This is a genomic window from Flavobacterium piscisymbiosum (assembly GCF_020905295.1).
Taxonomy (GTDB): Bacteria; Bacteroidota; Bacteroidia; order Flavobacteriales; family Flavobacteriaceae; genus Flavobacterium; species Flavobacterium piscisymbiosum.
Window position 1 is genome coordinate 2,868,655 of record NZ_JAJJMM010000001.1, and the last position, 20,034, is coordinate 2,888,688.

The window sequence follows — 20,034 nt, forward strand, 5'->3', positions numbered from 1 at the left end:
TTTGGCATTGCCATTGAAATTTGATTTTTGAAATTGATTTTTATTAAGCAATTAATTCTTCTATTTTTTTCTCTTCTGCAATTCGTTGCAATGCTTTTTTGTAATCAGTTGGCATTACTTTTACGAAATGGTTTTGTTCATTTTCCCAGTCTGCTAAAATTCTTTTTGCTAATGGACTGTTGGTGTACAAAGAGTGATTTTTGATTAGTTTTCTCAATTTAGTCACATCTTCTTCTTCGATAGGATCAAAAGCAACCATTTCCATGTTGCATACTGTTGCATCAAATTGTTGTTTAGGATCGTAAACATAAGCAACACCACCGCTCATACCCGCTGCGAAGTTTCTTCCTGTTTTTCCTAAAACAACCACTGTACCACCTGTCATGTATTCGCATCCGTGATCTCCAATTCCTTCAACAACAGCAGTTGCTCCAGAGTTTCTCACACAAAAACGCTCACCGGCCATTCCATTAATATAAGCCTCTCCGGTAATAGCTCCGTAAAGGGCAACGTTTCCAATAATGATGTTGTCTTCAGGTTTGAAAGTTGCAGTAGGAGGTACTTTTACAATTAGTTTTCCTCCAGAAAGACCTTTTCCTAAGTAATCATTACAGTTTCCGTGAATTTTAAACGACAATCCGTTTGTTGCAAAAGCACCAAAACTTTGTCCGGCAGAACCTTCAAAATCAACTAAAATAGTGTCTTCAGGTAAACCTTGTGCGCCATATATTTTTGAGATTTCATTACTCAAAATAGCACCTACAGAACGGTCTGTATTTTTAATTTTAAATGTAACTCTTGTTTTTTCTTTTCTATAAATAGAAGGAATAGCTTCTTTAATGATATCAAAATCCAATACATTTTCAAGCTGGTGATCTTGTGTAGTTGTATTATGATTTGGCTCTGTTTTAGCTTTTTCCGGTTTGTATAAAATTGATGATAAATCTAATCCATTTGCTTTGTAATGTTTGATCGCTTTGTTCACATTTAATTTTTGTGACTGCCCCACCATTTCTTTTAAGGTTCTGAAACCTAACTGCGCCATGATTTCTCTTAATTCCTCTGCAATAAAATACATGAAGTTAATAACGTGCTCCGGAGTTCCTTTGAAATTTTTTCTCAATTCAGGATCCTGAGTAGCAATACCAACCGGGCAAGTATTCAAGTGACAAGCTCTCATCATGATACAACCAGAAGCAACAAGCGGTGCAGTAGCAAAACCAAATTCTTCGGCTCCTAACAATGCAGCGATAGCTACGTCACGACCCGTTTTCAATTGTCCATCACATTCAAGAACCACACGGCTTCTTAAATCGTTCAAGATCAAAGTTTGTTGTGCTTCTGCTAAACCAAGTTCCCACGGAATTCCAGTGTGTTGTAAAGATGTCAATGGTGCAGCACCAGTTCCTCCGTCATAACCTGAAATCAGGATAACGTCAGCTTTTGCTTTGGCAACACCGGCAGCGATAGTTCCAACTCCAACTTCAGAAACTAATTTTACGTTGACACGTGCTTCACGATTGGCATTTTTCAAGTCGAAAATCAACTGAGATAAATCCTCAATAGAATAAATATCGTGGTGTGGCGGAGGCGAAATCAAACCTACATAAGGAGTAGAGTTTCTTGTTTCAGCAATCCACGGCACTACTTTTTCTCCAGGAAGCTGACCACCTTCACCAGGTTTTGCGCCCTGAGCCATTTTAATCTGGATTTCTTTAGCGTTTGTCAAATAGTTAATCGAAACACCAAAACGTCCAGAAGCCACTTGTTTGATAGCACTGTTTCTTGAATCTCCGTTAATTTCTTTCTGGAAACGTTTAGGATCTTCTCCACCTTCTCCAGAGTTACTTTTTCCGCCAATTCTGTTCATTGCAATCGCTAAATTCTCATGTGCTTCTCTACTGATAGATCCGTAAGACATCGCACCCGTTTTGAATTTTTTTACAATTTCTGTCCAAGGTTCTACTTCATCAATAGAAATAGGGTCTAAATTATTGAATTCGAATAAACCTCTAATAGTCATTAAGTTTGAGCTTTGCTCATTGACCATATTAGAATATTCTTTATAACTTTCAGGACTGTTTAAACGAACGGCCTGTTGTAATTTTGAAATCGTTGTTGGATTAAACATGTGTTTTTCTCCACCACGTCTCCATCTGTAAATACCTCCAATTTCTAAAGAAAGCAAGTTGGCAATTTTAGAGTTTGGAAATGCTTTTTGGAAACGTTTCTTCACTTCTTTTTCTACTTCCATCAAACCAATTCCTTCGATTCTTGAAGGAGTGAATGGGAAATATTTATTAGTAAAAGTTTTGTTTAAACCTAAAATCTCGAAAATCTGAGCAGCTCTGTACGAATGTAAAGTCGAGATACCAATTTTGTTCATGATTTTAAGGATACCTTTTGCGATCGCTTTGTTGTAATTTACAATCGCATAATCAGCTTTTACTCCTGTAATGAATCCTTGGTTTACCTGATCGTGAATGATCTCGTTTACCATGTAAGGATTGATGGCACTTGCACCATATCCAAACAATAAAGCAAAATGATGCGGCTCACGTGGTTCGGCAGATTCGATGATGATTCCGAATTTAGAACGAACCTGTAAAATGTTCAAAGAGTGGTGAATGTAAGAACAAGCCAATAACATTGGTATTGGAGCCAATTCTTCGCTAACTCCTCTGTCTGACAAAATGATGATGTTGCATCCTTCAGAAACAGCCTTAAAAGTTGCCTGAACACATTTTTCTAATGCTCTTTCTAAACCGTTAACTCCTTTTTCTATTTTGTATAAAGTAGAAATAGTAGCCGATTTGAAATCTGCGTGATCAATGTTTCTTATTTTATCCAAATCCTCATTAGAAATAACCGGATTCTGGATTTTTAGTTTTTTACATTGTTTAGATTCAATTTCAAAAATATTAAAATCTCCACCAATTGCTAAACTAATATCAGTAATGATTTCTTCACGAATACCATCCAAAGGCGGGTTGGTAACCTGAGCAAATAATTGTTTGAAATAGTTGTACAATAATTGTGGCTGATCTGATAATACAGCCAATGGTGTATCGTTACCCATAGAACTGATGGCTTCAGCGCCCTGAGCTCCCATTGGGTTAATGATTGTTTTTAAATCTTCGATAGTATAACCAAATAATTTTTGTCTTGTTAGAAAATCAAGTTTCTCAACAGGAGTTGGATTATTAGTATAAGGTATTTGAGATAATTGTAACAAGTTAGCATCGATCCATTCCTGGTAAGGACGTTTGGTTACAATTGCTTTTTTAATTTCATCATCTTCAATAATACGACCTTCGTTCATATCAACCAAGAACATTTTTCCTGGCTCTAAACGACCGTGTTGTACTACATCTTCCGGCTCAACATCCAATACACCAATTTCTGATGACATGATTACGAAACCGCTTTTGGTTAATGTATAACGAGAAGGACGCAAACCGTTACGGTCTAATAAGGCACCAATTACGTTACCATCTGTAAACGGGATAGAAGCAGGGCCATCCCAAGGCTCCATAATGCAAGAGTTGAATTCGTAGAATGCTCTTTTTTCAGGAGACATCGTTTGGTGTTTTTCCCAAGCTTCAGGAACCACCATCATCATCGCTTCCGGCAATGAACGACCTGTCATTAATAAAAGTTCTACCACCATATCCATAGAAGCAGAATCTGATTTTCCTTCTAAGATAATTGGGAATAATTTTTTGATATCATTTCCAAAAACTTTGCTTTCCATCAATTCTTCACGAGCACGCATACGGCTTACGTTTCCACGTAATGTATTAATCTCACCATTATGACACATGTATCTAAACGGCTGCGCTAACTCCCATGAAGGGAAAGTATTAGTAGAGAAACGTTGGTGCACTAACGCCAAACGAGTCACTAAATCTGGATCTTTTAAGTCAACATAATAACGGCTGATGTCTTCCGGCATCAATAGACCTTTATATATTATGGTAGTTGTCGATAAACTAGAGAAATAAAACATATGGCTTTCAGAGGTTTTAGATCCTCTTACGGCATGTTCAGCAATTTTTCTAGCTGCAAAAAGTTTTGCATTAAATTCGTTTTCAGTTAAATCCTGACCGTTCTTGCTAACAAAAACCTGTTTAACTGTTGGTTCTTTTTCTGCGGCAATCTGCCCTAAATTTTCTACTTCAACAGGTACATCTCTCCAACCCAGGATCTTTAAGTTCTGATCCTTAATAGTCGATTCGAAAGCGTTGATACAAAAAGAAACCTGGTTTTTGCTTTTTGGTAAAAAAACCATTCCTACTGCATACTCACGTGTTTCAGGGATTTCAAAGTCACATACTTTTTTAAAGAAAGCGTGTGGGATATCGAATAAAATTCCAGCCCCGTCTCCAGTTCTTCCATCAGAACTAACGGCACCACGATGTTCCAATTTTATTAAGATATCCAATGCTTTGTGAATAATATCGTTAGATTTAATACCATTCAAATTACAAATAAATCCTGCACCACAATTGTCGTGTTCAAATTCAGGCAAATAAAGCCCTTGTTCTTTAACTTTCATTCTTGATATTTTTTCTACAAAAATAAAGATTTCGTTAAATATAATGTAGTGGAATAGTAATTCGACTTACATTTTTATTGTAATATTAGAAAAACGCTTCTTAATTGATAATAATATTATATTAACCATTGCGAATTGATAAAATGATAACGGCTATTAAAATATATTAAGAAAAATCACCGTAAGGCTAGTAAATACAGTGAAGTTTTTGTTAAATATCAAACGTTTTAGTCGTTTTGAGTTAATATTAACAAATTGTTTAGTTAACTATTTCTTTGCATTGAAAAAGAATAAACGTTTTATAAATATCTCACACGTTTTTTAATTGAAAAAGATTTTACTATTCAGTTGAATTTTGCTACTTTTGTCGCACTTTTATTCTGAAATAAATTCAGAACCAGACAAATTCTATATTATGAACATACACGAATATCAAGGAAAAGAAATTTTAGCAAGTTACGGAGTACGCATTCAACGCGGAATTGTGGCTAACAATGCAGTCGAAGCTGTGGCTGCTGCAAAACAATTAACTGCCGAGACTGGTACAGGATGGCACGTAATAAAAGCACAAATTCACGCAGGTGGTCGTGGAAAAGGTGGTGGAGTTAAGTTAGCAAAAAACTTGCAACAAGTTGAAGAAATTGCTGGACAAATCATCGGAATGCAATTGATTACACCTCAAACTTCTGCAGAAGGTAAAAAAGTAAACAAAATATTAGTTGCAGAAGATGTTTACTATCCTGGTGAAAGTGAAACTTCTGAATTTTATGTTTCTGTTTTATTAAATAGAGCTACTGGTCGTAACATGATTATGTATTCTACTGAAGGTGGAATGGATATTGAAGAAGTTGCTGAGCACACTCCTCATTTAATTTTTACTGAAGAAGTTGATCCTTCTGTTGGATTACAAGGTTTTCAGGCAAGAAGAATTGCTTTTAACTTAGGTCTTTCTGGAAATGCTTTCAAAGAAATGGTGAAATTCATCGATTCATTATACAATGCTTACATTGGTTCTGATGCTTCTATGTTTGAAATCAACCCGGTTTTGAAAACTTCAGATAATAAAATTATGGCTGTTGATGCTAAAGTAAATATCGATGATAATGCTTTATACAGACAACCAAAATATGCTGAGATGAGAGATATCCGTGAGGAGAATCCAATCGAAGTTGAAGCTAAAGAAGTAGGTTTGAACTATGTAGATCTTGACGGTACTGTAGGATGTATGGTAAACGGAGCAGGTCTTGCAATGGCAACTATGGATTTAATTAAATACGCTGGTTTTGAGCCTGCTAACTTCTTAGACGTTGGTGGAACTGCTGATGCAAAACGTGTTGAAACTGCTTTTAGAATTATCTTAAAAGATCCTAACGTAAAAGCTATTTTAATCAATATTTTTGGTGGAATCGTTCGTTGTGACCGTGTGGCGCAAGGAGTTGTTGATGCTTACAAAAATATGGGTGATGCTATCAATGTGCCAATTATAGTTCGTTTGCAAGGAACAAATGCTGAAATTGCAAAAGAATTAATTGACAATTCAGGTATGCCAATCTTATCAGCTACTCAATTTCAAGAAGCTGCTGATCAAGTTAAAGCTGCACTTTCTTAATCAAATAAGAAATCAATTATATATAGAAAATCCTTCCAGTCATTGGAAGGATTTTTTTTGGAGTTTAATTTAACGGAGTGTATAAAAATAATCTCACAAAGATGCAGAGACGCAAAGTTTAAAGATTAAGCAGATTGAATAGCGTCCAGCTTCAGCTGGATGACAATATAGATTAGAAGAAAAAGGCTTTAGCCAAACTTGTAACGGTTTGGCTAAAGCCTTTTTCTAATTAATTCTCATACCTCCAGTTAAAACCGGAGGCTATTCAAAAACTTTGCGACTTTGCGAGTAAAAACTATCACAATTCTGCGGTTAGAAAACTATTTTAAAACCGTAGCCAATTCAACAATTTCAAATTCAGGATTATGCTTGACAAATTCTCGAATCATTGCCGTATGGCCGGCGCCTAGTAAAACCATTATTTTATCATCTTTGCTTTCGGTTAGTTTTTGAATTAAAGCATACATATAAAGATTTCTTCTGTACCATTCTGAAACTAAAAAAGCACCCACAAAATTATCAGTTTTTCCACCTTTGATGGCAGTTTCAAGATACCACTGGAGATTGTCGCCATTTGATGCTTTTGTATTAATATCTAAAAGAAGTTCTGTTAAAGAATACTTTGTAATTTTTGTATTGAAATCTGTTTCATAATGCTTCATAGTCTCGTCATTTCTTTTGATTAAATCAAGCTGACCAGCTTCTTTCATTCCTTTTACCAAACTGTCATACGGGAAATCAGCGCCTTTGTAATCAATTCCGTATAGCTTTTTGTGACCTAATTTTTTAGCTGATCTTAAAGCTATTTGTACTATTTCATCTGAATCATTCTTAAGTAAACTATCAGTGTTCTTGGCATAAAATTGATCTAATTTGGCTTGTTTTTGATAATTCCATTCAATGAAGATTTTATCGGGACCAAACTTTTTAATTTTATTTGTCATGTTTTCAAGTTCTTTCTGGCTTTTGTCTGACATTACATTAAAGGTATTTACTTTGGCAACGTCAAGTCCCGGATTTTCAAAATGGAAACTTCCAAATAATAATATTTGTTTCTTTTTTGTTTGAGCAGAAACAGTCGTTAATACCATTGTAAAAACGAGTAATAAAGCGATTTTTTTCATGATGATTTGTTTTAAATTCAAGGCAAATGTATTGCAGCTTTTCTCATCATATTTTAGTTTTTGATGAACATGATATTTCAAATCACAAACATTAAAAATAAGCTGTCAAAAAATTTCGTGTATCGTTTTTAATAGTTCGTCACAGAAAATAGCTATTTTGTATAAACATAGTATTCATGTAATTGCATAGTTGTATTTTTGAAATAACAACAGCATTATTATGAAGCTCAAAATCCCTTTTTATTATCATATTCTCCTTTTCTTAGGATTGTTTCTAACCTTTTATCTTTGGGATATTGGCGTGAGTAATCGAAAATTGGAGTCTGTTTTCAGTATCATGTATTTCTTTTTTAATTCAGGTTTTTTACTCTCTATTTTCATCGTTTATCTTCTGAATTTTTATACATTTTGTGACTGGTTTTTAAATAAAAAAAGGATGTTATGGTACTTTTTAAGCGTTCCTGTTTCATTGTTAATTTTTGCAGGAGTCCGTTATTTTTTGCAGGAAGTAGTTGTGTTTGAAATTACGGGAATTCACAATTACGGAGAGGAAACACGTAAAATTGGATATTATATTCGGGATAATTTTTTCTTCGGATTACCATCTGTAATTTTAAGCGCTCTTAATTATTTGTTTTGGCAATTTCAGGATGCCAATAAGCAAAACCAGGAATTGTTATTAGAAAATAAAAAGGCTCAGCTTCAAATGCTTAAATCGCAGGTAAGTCCGCATTTTTTGTTTAATACGCTTAATTCGTTTTATAGTCAGTTGATTTTGAAAGACGATAAAATGGCTTCGGATATTTTAGTGTTATCAGATTTGTTGCGCTACGTGATTACAGAAACAGAGAAAGATGAAGTGTTACTTTCTAATGAAATTCAGTTTGTGCAAAACTACATTCATTTGCAGCAAAAACGATTTGAAGATCAGCTTTGTCTGGACTTTGAAATTGAAGGAAATTATGCAACCGAAAAAATTCTGTCATCGGCTTTAATTCATTTTATCGAAAATGTTTTTAAACATGCAAAACTCAATAATCCGGATGAAAAAGCGATTATTTCGATCCAAATAAAAGGAGACTTTTTAGAGCTATCAACCTTTAATTATAACGTAGGAGGAGAGAATTATTCCTCGACCGGAATTGGTTTCGAAAATCTGACCAAACGTTTAGAGTACACATATAAAGATCAATTTATACTGGAGAAAATAGCAGAAAATAATACCTTTAAAACCTATTTAAAAATACCACTAAAAAAATAATTCCATGAATTTTAAATGTATCATTGTTGATGATGAACCGCCAGCAACGCGCATACTCGAAAATTATATCGAAAAAGTATCTTTTCTCGAAAAAGTAGGCGTTTTTAATGATTCATTAAAAGCATTAGAATTTCTGAATACACAAAGCGTCGATGTTATTTTTTTGGATATTCAGATGCCGCAACTCACAGGTTTGCAGGTCTCCAGGATAATTTCAAAAGATATAAAAGTCATTTTTACAACAGCATATCCTGATTTTGCATTAGAAGGTTTTGAGCTTAATGCTATTGATTATCTACTGAAACCAATTGCTTTCGAACGTTTTTATCAGGCAGTTTCTAAACTAAATGCTGAACCAAAAACAGAAGTTGTAACCAATAATTCATCTGAGTTTATTTTTGTGAAAACCGATGGGAAAAATAAATTCCAGAAATTGTTTTTAGAGAATATTTTATATGTAGAAAGTCTTCAGAATTATGTTTGTATTCATACTCAAAAACAGCAGTTAATTACTCACTCTTCTTTAAAAAACGTACTTGAATCATTGCCCGAAAAAGACTTTATCCAAATACATAAATCCTTTGTAGTTTCGTTAAAACAAATAGAATCTACAGATAGTTTTTCTGTTTTTATTAATAGTAAAGAATTGCCTATAGGGGCAACGTATAAAGATGCTTTTTTTGAACGAATTGATCAGAATAAGATATAGATCTATTTTATTTTGATGATGATTTAACCGCAATCCCGATAGCTATCGGGAGCAAGGATTTTTAATTATAAGAATTTATATAAACGCAAAGTTCGCAAAGCTTTATCAATAAAACTTTGCGAACTTTGCGTAATTCTTAGCGCCCTTTGCGGTTAAATTTTATTTCTTATTTTTTCCGTTTTTGTAAACAACTTTTTCTACAACCTGTACTTTAGGAGCAGTTTTAGTATTGTTTTTCTTGAAAGGTTTTTTAGCGGCAGGTCCTGTTTTAGAAGGAGCTTTATCGCCTCTTCCTTTTTCAGCATCTTTTGCACTGGCTTTAAATTCAGGTCTTTCTTTAGTACTGTCTTTTTTAGGAATTTCAGCTTTATGTTTTGCTAAAACATCATTTGGGTTTTTAGGGTTTTCTTTCGTTCCTCTTAAATGAATTACCAATCCGTTTAAGAAATTACGCAAAACCTGATCACCACATTCCATGTAATTTTCATGATCTTCGGCTCTAAAAAAAGCTCCCAATTCAGATTTTGAAATTCTAAAATCTACTAATTCTAAAATTTCAACTATTTGGTCGTCACGGAGCATCAAAGCCACGCGAAGTTTTTTTAGGATATCGTTGTTCGTCATCGTTTAATTTTTTACAAAGGTACGTTTTAAAAGTAATTTGAATGCAATTTATTGAGTTGAGCTAAGTTTTTTTGCCACGAATTTCACGAATTTCCGCAAATTCTATTGCGCTTAAATTTTAATTCGTGAAAATTTGTGAAATTAGTGTCAAACCTTTTCGTTTAAGATATTTATTAATTTGTCTAAATCTTCACGAAGATGATTAGCCGTAACTACAATTCTGTTTAGATTATTGGCGTTTTCCTGATATTTAAAATTGGCAATAATGATTTTGTTGGCTTTTAATGTTTCTATCAAATTCTCGTTTTCTAAATAAATCAGAGGATAGGTTTTGTTAAATTTGATACTTTGATTTTTGATTAACTTTCGATCAATATAATTCAGATTCTCCAGTAATTTTTGATGTTGAGTTTTATAAAGATTTGCTGCATCAGCCAAAGTCTGAACAAAGGCAGGATTCATTCCCGCAGCAGAAATAAAAATGTCGAGATTTTTTATTTGATTAATAAAAGAAGCATCACTTGCAATAACGCCACCGCTTAAACCAAATGCTTTTCCTAAAGACGAAATCATGATTTTTCGTTTGATTGGAAGATCTATTTCAGAATAAATTCCACAGCCATTTTCGCCTAAAATTCCAAACGAATGCGATTCATCAATAAGAAGCGTAATTTCTTTATGATCAGGAATCGTGGCCAAAATAGACAAATCAATCGCCTTAGTCTGAAACCCTGAAACACCATCAGTTAAAATCGTGATTTTTTCTGATTGAGAATCTAACAAACGTGGGTTTATATTTCCATTAAAAAAAACAGGCGAACTATCCTTAATCTGAATTGCAGGATGTGTATTCGGAAAGTGGAAAAAAGAATCTGTTTGTTTTTTTAGTTCATCAATAACGAGTTTACCTGCGAGCATTCCGGAAGAAACCGTAACAGCACTTTCGGCTTTGATATGATGGGCTAAAAAAGTCTCACCATTTTCATAGGCCGTTAGTTTTATATTGGCACTTCTCGAGCTACCGTAAGTTGTTCCCCAATTCCGAATGTTTTTAATCACCAATTCCTGAAACTCCTTATTGGTTGGTAATCCCAAATAAGCCGTTCCTCCAAAATACAAATACTGTTCCTGGTCGATTTCGATAATCCTATCCGGAAATTGATTGACATTCATAGCTTTTATAATAAAGTAACTCCGGTTCCGTCAAGTTCAGAATAATGAATAACACCATTTTTTATTGTTACTCCGGTTGCAATGTCTTCTGCCAAAAGTAATGCTCCGTCCATGTCTACATAATCCAATTGAGGTAATAAATGTGCAATTGCCGAAATTCCCACAGTCGATTCGGTCATGCAGCCCACCATGGTTTTTAAGCCCAGTTTTTTCGCTTCTTCTATCATGCGCTTTCCGGGAGTTAATCCGCCACATTTTACCAGTTTTACATTTACACCATGAAAATGGTTGAAACATTTGGCAACATCTTCTTCGATAATACAGCTTTCATCAGCAATTACAGGCAGGACAGAATGTTTGAAAACTTCTTTATGCGCTTCCCAATTATCGGCTTTCATAGGCTGTTCCAGAAATTCTACGCCTAATTTTTTGAGCTCAATCGCGTTGTTTATCGTCTCTTCAACGCCCCAACCGCAATTGGCATCGATTCTAAAAATGGCATTAGTATGTTTTCTGAGTTCCTTTACAATCGCAATATCTTCTTTGGTACCTAATTTTATTTTATAAATTGGCCACGGAAGTTCCTGCATTTTCGAAACCATTTTTTCTATCGAAGCAATCCCAATGGTATAATCTGTAAGCGGATTTTTTTCGATTGAATAATTCCATAATTCATACAATTTCTTTCCTTTCTTGCGTGCGTACAAGTCGTTATGCGCCAAGTCTAAAGCGCACAAAGCAAACATATCGTCTTTTAAATACGGATAGATTTTTGCCCAAAATACTTCAGGAGTTTCATTTTCGGTCGTTTCAATAATGTTCCTGATTTCTTCTAAATCCTGCATCATCATAGGAACCGTAGTTTTATAATACGGATTTGAAGTAGCTTCTCCAAAACCCGAGAAACCATCACTTTTGAGTTCGACAATTAACGACGGCTGAAAATCAATTGATTCTCTTGATATAGTGAAAGTATGTTTTAGTTTTAGATTGTATTCTCTTAAAATTAATTCCATAATATTTTTTGATTGTTTTTTATTAATAACCTAGCCAAAGCACTGCTTTTACGAATCCATCCCGCCAGAGTTTCTCGTTATGTTCGCCGCCTTTTACAATTTTAGACTTGGTAAGATGTAAGCAATAGCAACGTTTTGTATCTAATAAACGTTCCATTTTGGTCATATCTTTTACCATATCATCACTTTCTTTATCTCCACACAAAAAATAAATTTTGGTTTTTATTTTGGGAGCTTTTTCCGTTAAAGTATAAATGTCATTCGAAAACCAAAAGGAAGGCGAAAAAACGCCTGCTTTGCCAAATGTTTCGGGATATTTTAGAATGGCATAATATGAAACTAATCCGCCAAGAGAACTTCCGATAATAATAGTGTTTTTGGCTTTTGGTTTGGTTCTGTAATTTTTGTCGATATGAGGTTTTAATGTTTTTACAATAAAATCAAGATAATTATCGGCATTTCCGCCACCATATTTTTCATTTTTAAATGGTGTTAATTCGTCGATGCGTTTTTCATTTCCGTGCTCGATTCCCACTACAATTACCTGGGCTTTCAGGCTATCCAGTTTTTCATCGACATTCCATTCTCCGGAATAAGCGGTTTTAGAATCGAATAGATTTTGGGCATCGTGCATATAAATCACGCTATATTTTTTGGCTGTAGCCGAATAATCTTTCGGAAGGTAAATCCAGATTTTTTTAGTGGTTTTAAGTTGAGGCGCTTCGATCGTAAAAGTAGATACGTTTTTTGAAGCGGTACTTTCTTGCGCGCTTGTGACAGAGGTTATCCAAAGCATTATAAAAAAGAAGAATCCTCTAATCATGAGTTCTTTGCATTTTAGATTTAAAAACAATATTTTAGCTAAAAATAATAAATTGATGAATACCGAAACAGAAAAGAGAAGTTTACTTTTAGAAATGATTGCTTTTTCTACTGTTGATGGGCATTTGCACAAAAGAGAGTATGATTTTTTGTGGCTTGTGGCTCAGGAATTAAGCATTGATTTAGCTGTTTTTCATGACTTATTTCATCAGGAAAATCCCCATTCGATTATAAAATCAGAGTTTCAGCGCATTCAGCAATTCTACAGACTGGCTTTGATCATGTATTGTGACGGTATTTTGCACGAAAAAGAAGCCAAAGCTATTCAGCAAATCGCTATTGAAATGGGTTTGAATCCAAATGCAACCAAACGCGTTTTGGATTTAATGAAAAACGCACCAAACGCTATTATTGATCCTAATGTTTTATTGAAAGTTTTTCAGGAACAACACAATTAAGCCAATTGTTCCTGTAGTTTTTTGATATCGTCACGCAACTTAGCCGCTTGTAAAAAGTCCAGTTCTTTTGCTGCTTTCTCCATAGATTTACGTTTCTCACGAATCATTTTTTCTAATTCTGTTTTCGATAAATAAGCCGTTTCCGGTTCTGCAGCAACAGATAATGTATGACCCAATTCGTATTCTACCAAAGGATTTTTAGTAAAAGCACTTTCGATTTTTTTGTTTAAAGCCTGTGGCGTAATGCCGTGCTCTGTATTATAATTGATCTGTTTGGTTCTGCGATAATCTGTTTCATCTATTGTTCGTTGCATACTTGCCGTAACTTTATCGGCATACAAAATGGCTTTTCCGTTCAGGTTTCTTGCCGCGCGACCAATAGTTTGTGTTAGAGATCTGTGATTACGAAGAAAACCTTCTTTATCAGCATCTAAAATCGCAACTAGCGAAACCTCGGGTAAATCAAGACCTTCACGAAGCAAGTTTACTCCAATCAAAACATCAAAAATACCTTTTCGTAAATCCTGCATGATTTCGATACGTTCCAGCGTATCTACTTCAGAATGTATATAACGACAACGAATGTTTACTTTAGTCAAATATTTGGCTAGTTCTTCGGCCATTCTTTTAGTCAGTGTGGTCACTAAAACTCTTTCGTCCAATTCGCAACGCACCTGAATTTCTTCGATTAAATCATCAATTTGATTCAAACTTGGTCTTACTTCGATAACTGGATCTAATAATCCCGTTGGGCGAATAATTTGTTCTACATAAACACCATCTGTTTTTTGTAATTCGTAATCTGCCGGAGTTGCAGATACATAAATTACCTGATTTTGGATGGCTTCAAACTCTTCAAATTTCAAAGGTCTGTTGTCCATTGCCGCAGGTAAACGAAAACCGTACTCCACCAGATTTTCTTTACGGCTTCTGTCGCCTCCGTACATGGCGTGAACCTGAGAAACGGTTACGTGACTTTCATCTACAATCATCAAATAATCACTCGGGAAATAATCTAATAAACAGAACGGTCTTGTTCCGGCTTGTCTTCCGTCAAGGTATCTTGAATAATTTTCGATTCCGGAGCAATAACCTAATTCGCGAATCATTTCTAAGTCGAAATTGGTACGTTCTTCTAAACGTTTTGCTTCTAAGTGTTTTCCTATTTCTTTAAAATAATCGACTTGTTTTACCAAATCCTGCTGAATTTCCCAAATGGCACCTTGCAGTACATCCGGAGAAGTCACAAACATATTAGCGGGATAAATAGTAAGTCTTTTAAATTTTTCTATGACTTGTGAGGTCTTCACATCAAAGGATTCTATTTCTTCGATTTCATCTCCAAAAAAGTGAATTCTGTAAGCGTCATCGGCATAACTTGGATATACTTCAACTGTATCGCCTTTAATCCTGAAAGTTCCCGGATTAAAATCGGCCTCAGTTCTTGCGTATAAACTTTGAACCAGACTATGAAGTAATTTCGTTCTCGAAATAACCTGATCTCTGGTTATTTCAATTACATTTTTTTTAAATTCAACCGGATTCCCAATACCATATAAACACGAAACAGAAGCGACAACTAAAACGTCCCGACGTCCTGAAAGGAGCGAAGAAGTCGTGCTTAAACGCATCTTTTCGAGCTCTTCGTTGATAGATAAATCTTTTTCGATAAAAACCCCTGTTACAGGCATAAAAGCTTCGGGTTGGTAATAATCATAGTAAGAAACGAAATATTCTACCGCATTATTCGGGAAAAATTGTTTGAACTCAGAATATAATTGGGCTGCCAAAGTTTTATTGTGGGCCAAAACCAATGTAGGTCTTTGTACTTCCTGAATAACATTCGCAACAGTAAATGTTTTTCCGGATCCGGTAACGCCTAATAATGTCTGATACTTTTCGCCATCGATTACGCCTTGCGAAAGTTTTTCGATTGCTTGTGGCTGATCACCTTTTGGACTATACTCTGAGGATACTTGGAAATTCATTTTTGAAGGATGAAAAAATTAGTTTTGTAAAGATACAAAGTTTGAATTCTATATAAAAGCTAAAAAAATGTTGCCACGACCCGAACGATATCGAACAAGCGAAGCAATTAAAAGAATTGCATGAATTTTTGTTATTATTTATTTTGTTTCACGCAGATTTAAAAAGATTTGAGCAGATTTATTTTGATTATATCTGCGCAGATCCGCTTAAATATTTTTAAATCTGCGTGAAAAACTCTTCATCTAATTATATTGATTAGAATGCACTTTATCAAATTATTCTAAAAAATTAATCATCGCATCATTTACAATTTTTGACTGATCGATGGATAAAAAATGGCCTGCGTCTTTTATGATTTGCGTTTTGCTTTTGATTAAATATTTATCTGCTCTTTCCAGACTTTCTTCGGAATTAATGACATCGTGATCACCAATTAAAACCAAAATTGGATTGGTGATCGATTTTAATTCATCATCAGAAAAAGGATGCATTTTGAGCATACTGGAATTTGATTTTGCATATTTATTGGCCAGATAAAATTGTCGTTTATAAACCGCGCTAATTTTTTCAGGATGAGTAGAAAACGTATTTAATGTTTTTCCGAATTTCTTTTCACTTGGGAATAATTTAAGCATTAAAGCAGAAGTTGTTTTACCTACTTTATCTATAAATTTAAAGGTTTGCGCCGGACTTAACAATACTATTTTATCGATTGAATTTCCTTTTTGAGTGGCTAATAAAGTAGCAATCCAGCCGCCGCGGGAAGCAGCGACGATATCGAATTTCTTTAATTTATAATGATCGAAAATTTCGTTGTATAAAATCACGATTTCGTCTGAGGAAAGTGATTTTGAAGTTAATGTGGATTTTCCGGGTTCCATCATAAAATCGATCGCGTATATGCGATGATTTTTGGCTAACGGTTTTATATTGGGATACCACATTGTAGAACTGGCGTCCATTCCGTGAAGTAAAACCAGATCTTTTCCGTTTTTAGGACCCGCCATTATAACGTGGGCAGTTCCGTAAGTGGTTTTTATATTTTCTTCGGAATAGGGAATATCCCAAAGTTTTAAGGCTTTGTCGTAAGAACTGATATAAGCTTGTTTTTCGCTTTTGGTTTTGAAAATGTAATCGTCAAATTTTGCATTTTTTGTTGAAGAACAACCGGTAATTACAAGTAATATCAGTATTCTAAAGTATATTTTTGGCATAGTAATAAAATTCAATTTACTCTTAAAGGTACGGAAATTGCGTATCGAAAAAGTATCAGAATTTTATTTTAAAGTATTATAATTATAATGTTTTTCTTTTCCAGTTTTCAATTTTATTCTTCATTTCATTATGAGAATAAAATTCGTCATTTTGAATTTCATTTTCTGAAATCATAATGTCGTTATTGTATATGTCTGAATTACTTACGGATGTAGATAAATTATCATCAATTTTTGAAATTTCATAGTTCAAAAGTTTTTTTGATTTAAGAGAATTCATATTATAAATATTACTCAATTTCAAATTTCCACGCCTTTTGCTGGCTTTCACTTAAAAAAGTCCAGGCTACAATACGGCTTGTTTTTTGGCCTTGAGCCATATCAATAGTTTTGATTGAAGAGGCATTTACTTTATTTAGTGTTTTGTAAATGCTCGAAAGATTTTCTCTTTTTGAAACCAAAGTAGTGAACCACAGAGTTTGCATGGCAAATTTTGCACTTTCGTAAATCATTTGGGTTACAAAACCAATTTCTCCGCCATCGCACCATAATTCGGCATTGTGGCCTCCGAAATTTAAAACCGGATTTGTTTTTTTTCTTTCTTTGGTTAAATTCGAAACTTTACGAACGGTGCTTTGATTCGCATCTTCGGCAGAAGAATGAAAAGGCGGATTACACATCGTGAAGGTAAAACGATCTTCGGGTGTGATGATGTTTTTGAAAATAAAGCGTGATTCGGTTTGTTGCTGTAAACTTATAGCGTCAATCAATTTTGGATTTGCCTCGATGATTTTACTGCAATTTTCGATTGCTTTTTCGTCGATATCAGTTCCTACGAAACTCCAGTCGTAAATAGCATTTCCTAAAATAGGGTAGATGCAATTGGCTCCGGTTCCTATGTCTAAACCTAAAACTGAAGATCCTTGCGGAATGATTCCGTTGTTGGTTTCGGCCAGTAAATCAGCTAAGTAATGAATATAGTCGGTTCTTCCCGGAATGGGTGGGCAAAGATAATTTTTAGGAATATCCCAGTTTTGTATGTCGTAATAAGTTTGCAGTAATGCTTTGTTAAGCGCTTTTACAGCCAATGGATTACTGAAATCGATTGTTTCAATTCCGTGGATGTTGATCGCAACGTATGCTTTTAGTTCTGGACAATTCGCGATAAGAAGTTCGAAATCATAACGGGAACGGTGAAGATTTCGAGGATGTAAATTGTTTTTTTCGGAATTGTCTATTTCTTTCATTTTTCTGAATTTCCGTGCAAAGATAGTCATTCTTTTTGCGGCAAATGATAATTATGAAAACGATTGCCCTAGCCCTGATGGAAGCGGCATCCTTTTGTGCCGTTGTTCGGCACAAAAGATAAAGTGGACAGCAGGAATAGCTTCTGAAAATAATACTAAAGTTTAAAATTTCAATACTAAAAATCCCAATTCCAAATGTGAATTTAAACACATAGAGACATAGATTTTCTGTTGTTATTTTTAGGATACAAAAAAAAGCTCGCTTTTTCACATAGCTTGCTATTGTGATTTAAAGTTAGAGTGAAACGACTTTTTTATAGATTTTAAACTATGTTTCTATGTGTTTAAATGAAATTTTTGAGCCTTTTATTCGAATGAAATGATTAATCCATACATTCCATTAACAATAAATCACCATCGGTATGGGTGATGCTGACCAAACCATCCTGAAGAACAGCATTGCTGCTGCCGGTTCGATAACCAATTGTTAAGGTGTCGTTTTTTAATGGATATAATAAATTGGTAGAATTAATTCCGTTAACAACGCCAATTGGAATCAATGAAATAGGCGTTTTTGCGGTATACCATTTCTCGAATTTATTGGGTAACAAGAATATTTTTGAATGATCGTCGAGAATAACAATTTTAAGCAAATTGCGGTAACGAACGATATTGGTAAGGTTTGTAATGGTGTGATCGGCACGTTTTCCGGTGGCCCAAACTACGTTTACGGCAGGAATTTTTCTGGCGATCAGGTAATCAAATGCTTTTTCTAAATCGGTTTTATCCTGATCGGGAGTATGCACGATTTCGATAGGATATTGGGATGTTTTGTAGATTTCGGGATCAAAACCACGATCGAAATCACCCAAAAGCACGTCGACTTTTATTCCTAAATCAATCACTCTTTCTATGGCAGAATCGAGCACAATAACCAATGGCGACCATTCGAGCAATTGTCCTAATAATTCAGGATTGCATGCTGCTCCGTTGGCAATAATTAAAGCGGGTTCCTGGTCGTCGCGTACGATATGGTGTGAAGACATTTAGTTTCTGATTTGAAATGTGCTGCAAATGTACGAAAGGAAAGGATTTTAGAGGTTAGATTTTAGATTTTAGATTTTTTTATCGTTGTGATGTTTTGTTTTACCATTAAGATATTAAGAAAGTTAAGTTGGCGGGCTGAATATCTTAATAGCTGATTTTTTTTTTTTGCCACAGATTTTAAATATTTCTTTACCATTAAGATATTAAGAAAGTTAAGCTTTCTCACTTAATGAAACTTAATGTCTTAATGGTTAATTTTTTTTGCCACAGATTATTAAGATTAAAAAGATTTTAAATATTTCTTTACCATTAAGATATTAAGAAAGTTAAGCTTTCTCACTTAATGAAACTTAATGTCTTAATGGTTAATTTTTTTTGCCACAGATTATTAAGATTAAAAAGATTTTAAATATTTCTTTACCATTAAGATATTAAGAAAGTTAAGCTTTCTCACTTAATGAAACTTAATGTCTTAATGGTTAATTTTTTTTGCCACAGATTATTAAGATTAAAAAGATTCTAAATGTTCTTTTACCATTAAGATATTAAGAAAGTTAAGTTTCTTGCTTAATTTAACTTAATACCTTAATGGTTTAATTCTTTTTTTTTGCATTTAAGATATTTAGCTTAATTGTCTTAATAGTAAACAACTATTTTGCAGATTTAAAAGCGATAGCATCAACTTCGATTTGCATTCCGTCGATGGCTAATTTAGGAACGGGAATTAAGGTGCTGGCAGGGAAGGGTTTGTTTTTCCAGACTTTACGGATTTCTTCGTTCCATATTTTTAATTTTTCGGGTGAATGATCTACGATAAGAATGGTAATTTTCATGATGTTCTCGGGTTTTAGAATATAGCTGTCTAAAACGGTTACGATATTCTTTAAGGCAACCTGAGTTTGTTCTCTAAAGTCGTTGCTTAAGGTATGTTCTTTTCCTAAACCTCCGCTTTGCCCGGAAATATAAACGAATTCTCCCGGCGTGGAAACCGATGATGAGTGGCTAAAGCCGTAAGGAGTTGGGTCGAATAAGGATTCCGGATTTTTGAAAGTTTGTGCTTTTGTGGTAAAGGCACAAAGGGAAAATAGTGTAAACAATAAATGTTTCATGTTTTGGAAATTTTGAATTAATTGTTTGCAAAGTTTGCTTAATTCTAATTCCTAAACCTTTACATATGTTGAGG

The 20,034-nt window shown here is 34.2% G+C and carries 16 protein-coding genes; 4 read left to right on the plus strand and 12 right to left on the minus strand.

What is annotated here, in order from left to right; translation table 11 throughout:
- Nucleotides 1–43: 43 nt before the first annotated feature.
- The gene (gene gltB, locus LNP81_RS12520; RefSeq protein ID WP_230036265.1) at nt 44–4,558 is read right to left on the minus strand and encodes a glutamate synthase large subunit; all 4,515 of its coding nucleotides are present in this window, start codon (nt 4,556–4,558) and stop codon (nt 44–46) included.
- A 415-nt stretch (nt 4,559–4,973) separates the two neighbouring features.
- On the opposite strand from gltB, the gene sucC reads away from it, so the two are divergent.
- Nucleotides 4,974–6,167: an ADP-forming succinate--CoA ligase subunit beta gene (gene sucC, locus LNP81_RS12525; RefSeq protein ID WP_065448167.1), complete on the plus strand. Its 1,194-nt coding sequence runs from the start codon at nt 4,974–4,976 to the stop codon at nt 6,165–6,167.
- A 320-nt stretch (nt 6,168–6,487) separates the two neighbouring features.
- Here sucC and LNP81_RS12530 read toward each other — a convergent pair whose 3' ends face one another.
- Nucleotides 6,488–7,291, minus strand: a complete 804-nt coding sequence (locus LNP81_RS12530; RefSeq protein WP_230036266.1) for a DUF5694 domain-containing protein — start codon at nt 7,289–7,291, stop codon at nt 6,488–6,490.
- Nucleotides 7,292–7,511: 220 nt separating this feature from the next.
- Between LNP81_RS12530 and LNP81_RS12535 the strand changes: the two genes are divergently transcribed.
- Complete coding sequence (locus LNP81_RS12535) at nt 7,512–8,552, plus strand: sensor histidine kinase (protein ID WP_230036268.1); 1,041 nt, start codon at nt 7,512–7,514, stop codon at nt 8,550–8,552.
- A gap of 4 nt (nt 8,553–8,556) precedes the next feature.
- On the plus strand, nt 8,557–9,261 hold the full coding sequence (locus LNP81_RS12540) for a LytR/AlgR family response regulator transcription factor (RefSeq protein ID WP_230036270.1): 705 nt from the start codon (nt 8,557–8,559) through the stop codon (nt 9,259–9,261).
- Between the two features lie 159 nt (nt 9,262–9,420).
- Here LNP81_RS12540 and LNP81_RS12545 read toward each other — a convergent pair whose 3' ends face one another.
- The 4 genes from LNP81_RS12545 to LNP81_RS12560 all read right to left on the minus strand — a co-directional run bounded on the left by LNP81_RS12545 (nt 9,421) and on the right by LNP81_RS12560 (nt 12,897).
- Complete coding sequence (locus LNP81_RS12545; RefSeq protein ID WP_194616402.1) at nt 9,421–9,885, minus strand: DUF1456 family protein; 465 nt, start codon at nt 9,883–9,885, stop codon at nt 9,421–9,423.
- Between the two features lie 147 nt (nt 9,886–10,032).
- Complete coding sequence (locus tag LNP81_RS12550) at nt 10,033–11,058, minus strand: aminotransferase class I/II-fold pyridoxal phosphate-dependent enzyme (protein WP_230036273.1); 1,026 nt, start codon at nt 11,056–11,058, stop codon at nt 10,033–10,035.
- A 5-nt stretch (nt 11,059–11,063) separates the two neighbouring features.
- Nucleotides 11,064–12,074 carry a dipeptide epimerase gene (locus LNP81_RS12555; RefSeq protein WP_230036275.1) on the minus strand — a complete coding sequence of 337 codons (1,011 nt, stop codon included), beginning with the start codon at nt 12,072–12,074 and terminating at the stop codon, nt 11,064–11,066.
- Nucleotides 12,075–12,096: 22 nt separating this feature from the next.
- Nucleotides 12,097–12,897 (minus strand): alpha/beta hydrolase, encoded by an 801-nt coding sequence (locus LNP81_RS12560; protein ID WP_230036277.1) that lies wholly within the window; start codon nt 12,895–12,897, stop codon nt 12,097–12,099.
- 55 nt (nt 12,898–12,952) lie between these two features.
- Here LNP81_RS12560 and LNP81_RS12565 point away from each other — a divergent pair, with 55 nt between their 5' ends.
- The gene (locus tag LNP81_RS12565; RefSeq protein WP_230036279.1) at nt 12,953–13,354 is read left to right on the plus strand and encodes an excinuclease ABC subunit B; all 402 of its coding nucleotides are present in this window, start codon (nt 12,953–12,955) and stop codon (nt 13,352–13,354) included.
- Here LNP81_RS12565 and uvrB read toward each other — a convergent pair.
- From uvrB to LNP81_RS12595, 6 genes are all read right to left on the minus strand, one after another.
- Nucleotides 13,351–15,342, minus strand: coding sequence for an excinuclease ABC subunit UvrB (gene uvrB, locus LNP81_RS12570; protein WP_230036281.1), 1,992 nt, complete (start codon nt 15,340–15,342; stop codon nt 13,351–13,353). The two genes, LNP81_RS12565 and uvrB, sit on opposite strands and share 4 nt — an antisense overlap.
- A 276-nt stretch (nt 15,343–15,618) precedes the next feature.
- The gene (locus tag LNP81_RS12575) at nt 15,619–16,557 is read right to left on the minus strand and encodes an alpha/beta fold hydrolase (protein WP_230036283.1); all 939 of its coding nucleotides are present in this window, start codon (nt 16,555–16,557) and stop codon (nt 15,619–15,621) included.
- 82 nt (nt 16,558–16,639) lie between these two features.
- Nucleotides 16,640–16,837 carry a hypothetical protein gene (locus LNP81_RS12580; RefSeq protein ID WP_230036285.1) on the minus strand — a complete coding sequence of 66 codons (198 nt, stop codon included), beginning with the start codon at nt 16,835–16,837 and terminating at the stop codon, nt 16,640–16,642.
- A gap of 10 nt (nt 16,838–16,847) precedes the next feature.
- Entirely contained in the window at nt 16,848–17,804 is a 957-nt protein-coding gene (gene rlmF, locus LNP81_RS12585; protein WP_230036288.1) for a 23S rRNA (adenine(1618)-N(6))-methyltransferase RlmF, read from the minus strand.
- Between the two features lie 383 nt (nt 17,805–18,187).
- The gene (locus LNP81_RS12590) at nt 18,188–18,850 is read right to left on the minus strand and encodes a thiamine diphosphokinase (protein ID WP_230036290.1); all 663 of its coding nucleotides are present in this window, start codon (nt 18,848–18,850) and stop codon (nt 18,188–18,190) included.
- Between the two features lie 651 nt (nt 18,851–19,501).
- Nucleotides 19,502–19,960 (minus strand): RidA family protein, encoded by a 459-nt coding sequence (locus LNP81_RS12595; protein WP_230036292.1) that lies wholly within the window; start codon nt 19,958–19,960, stop codon nt 19,502–19,504.
- Between the last annotated feature and the right edge of the window lie 74 nt (nt 19,961–20,034).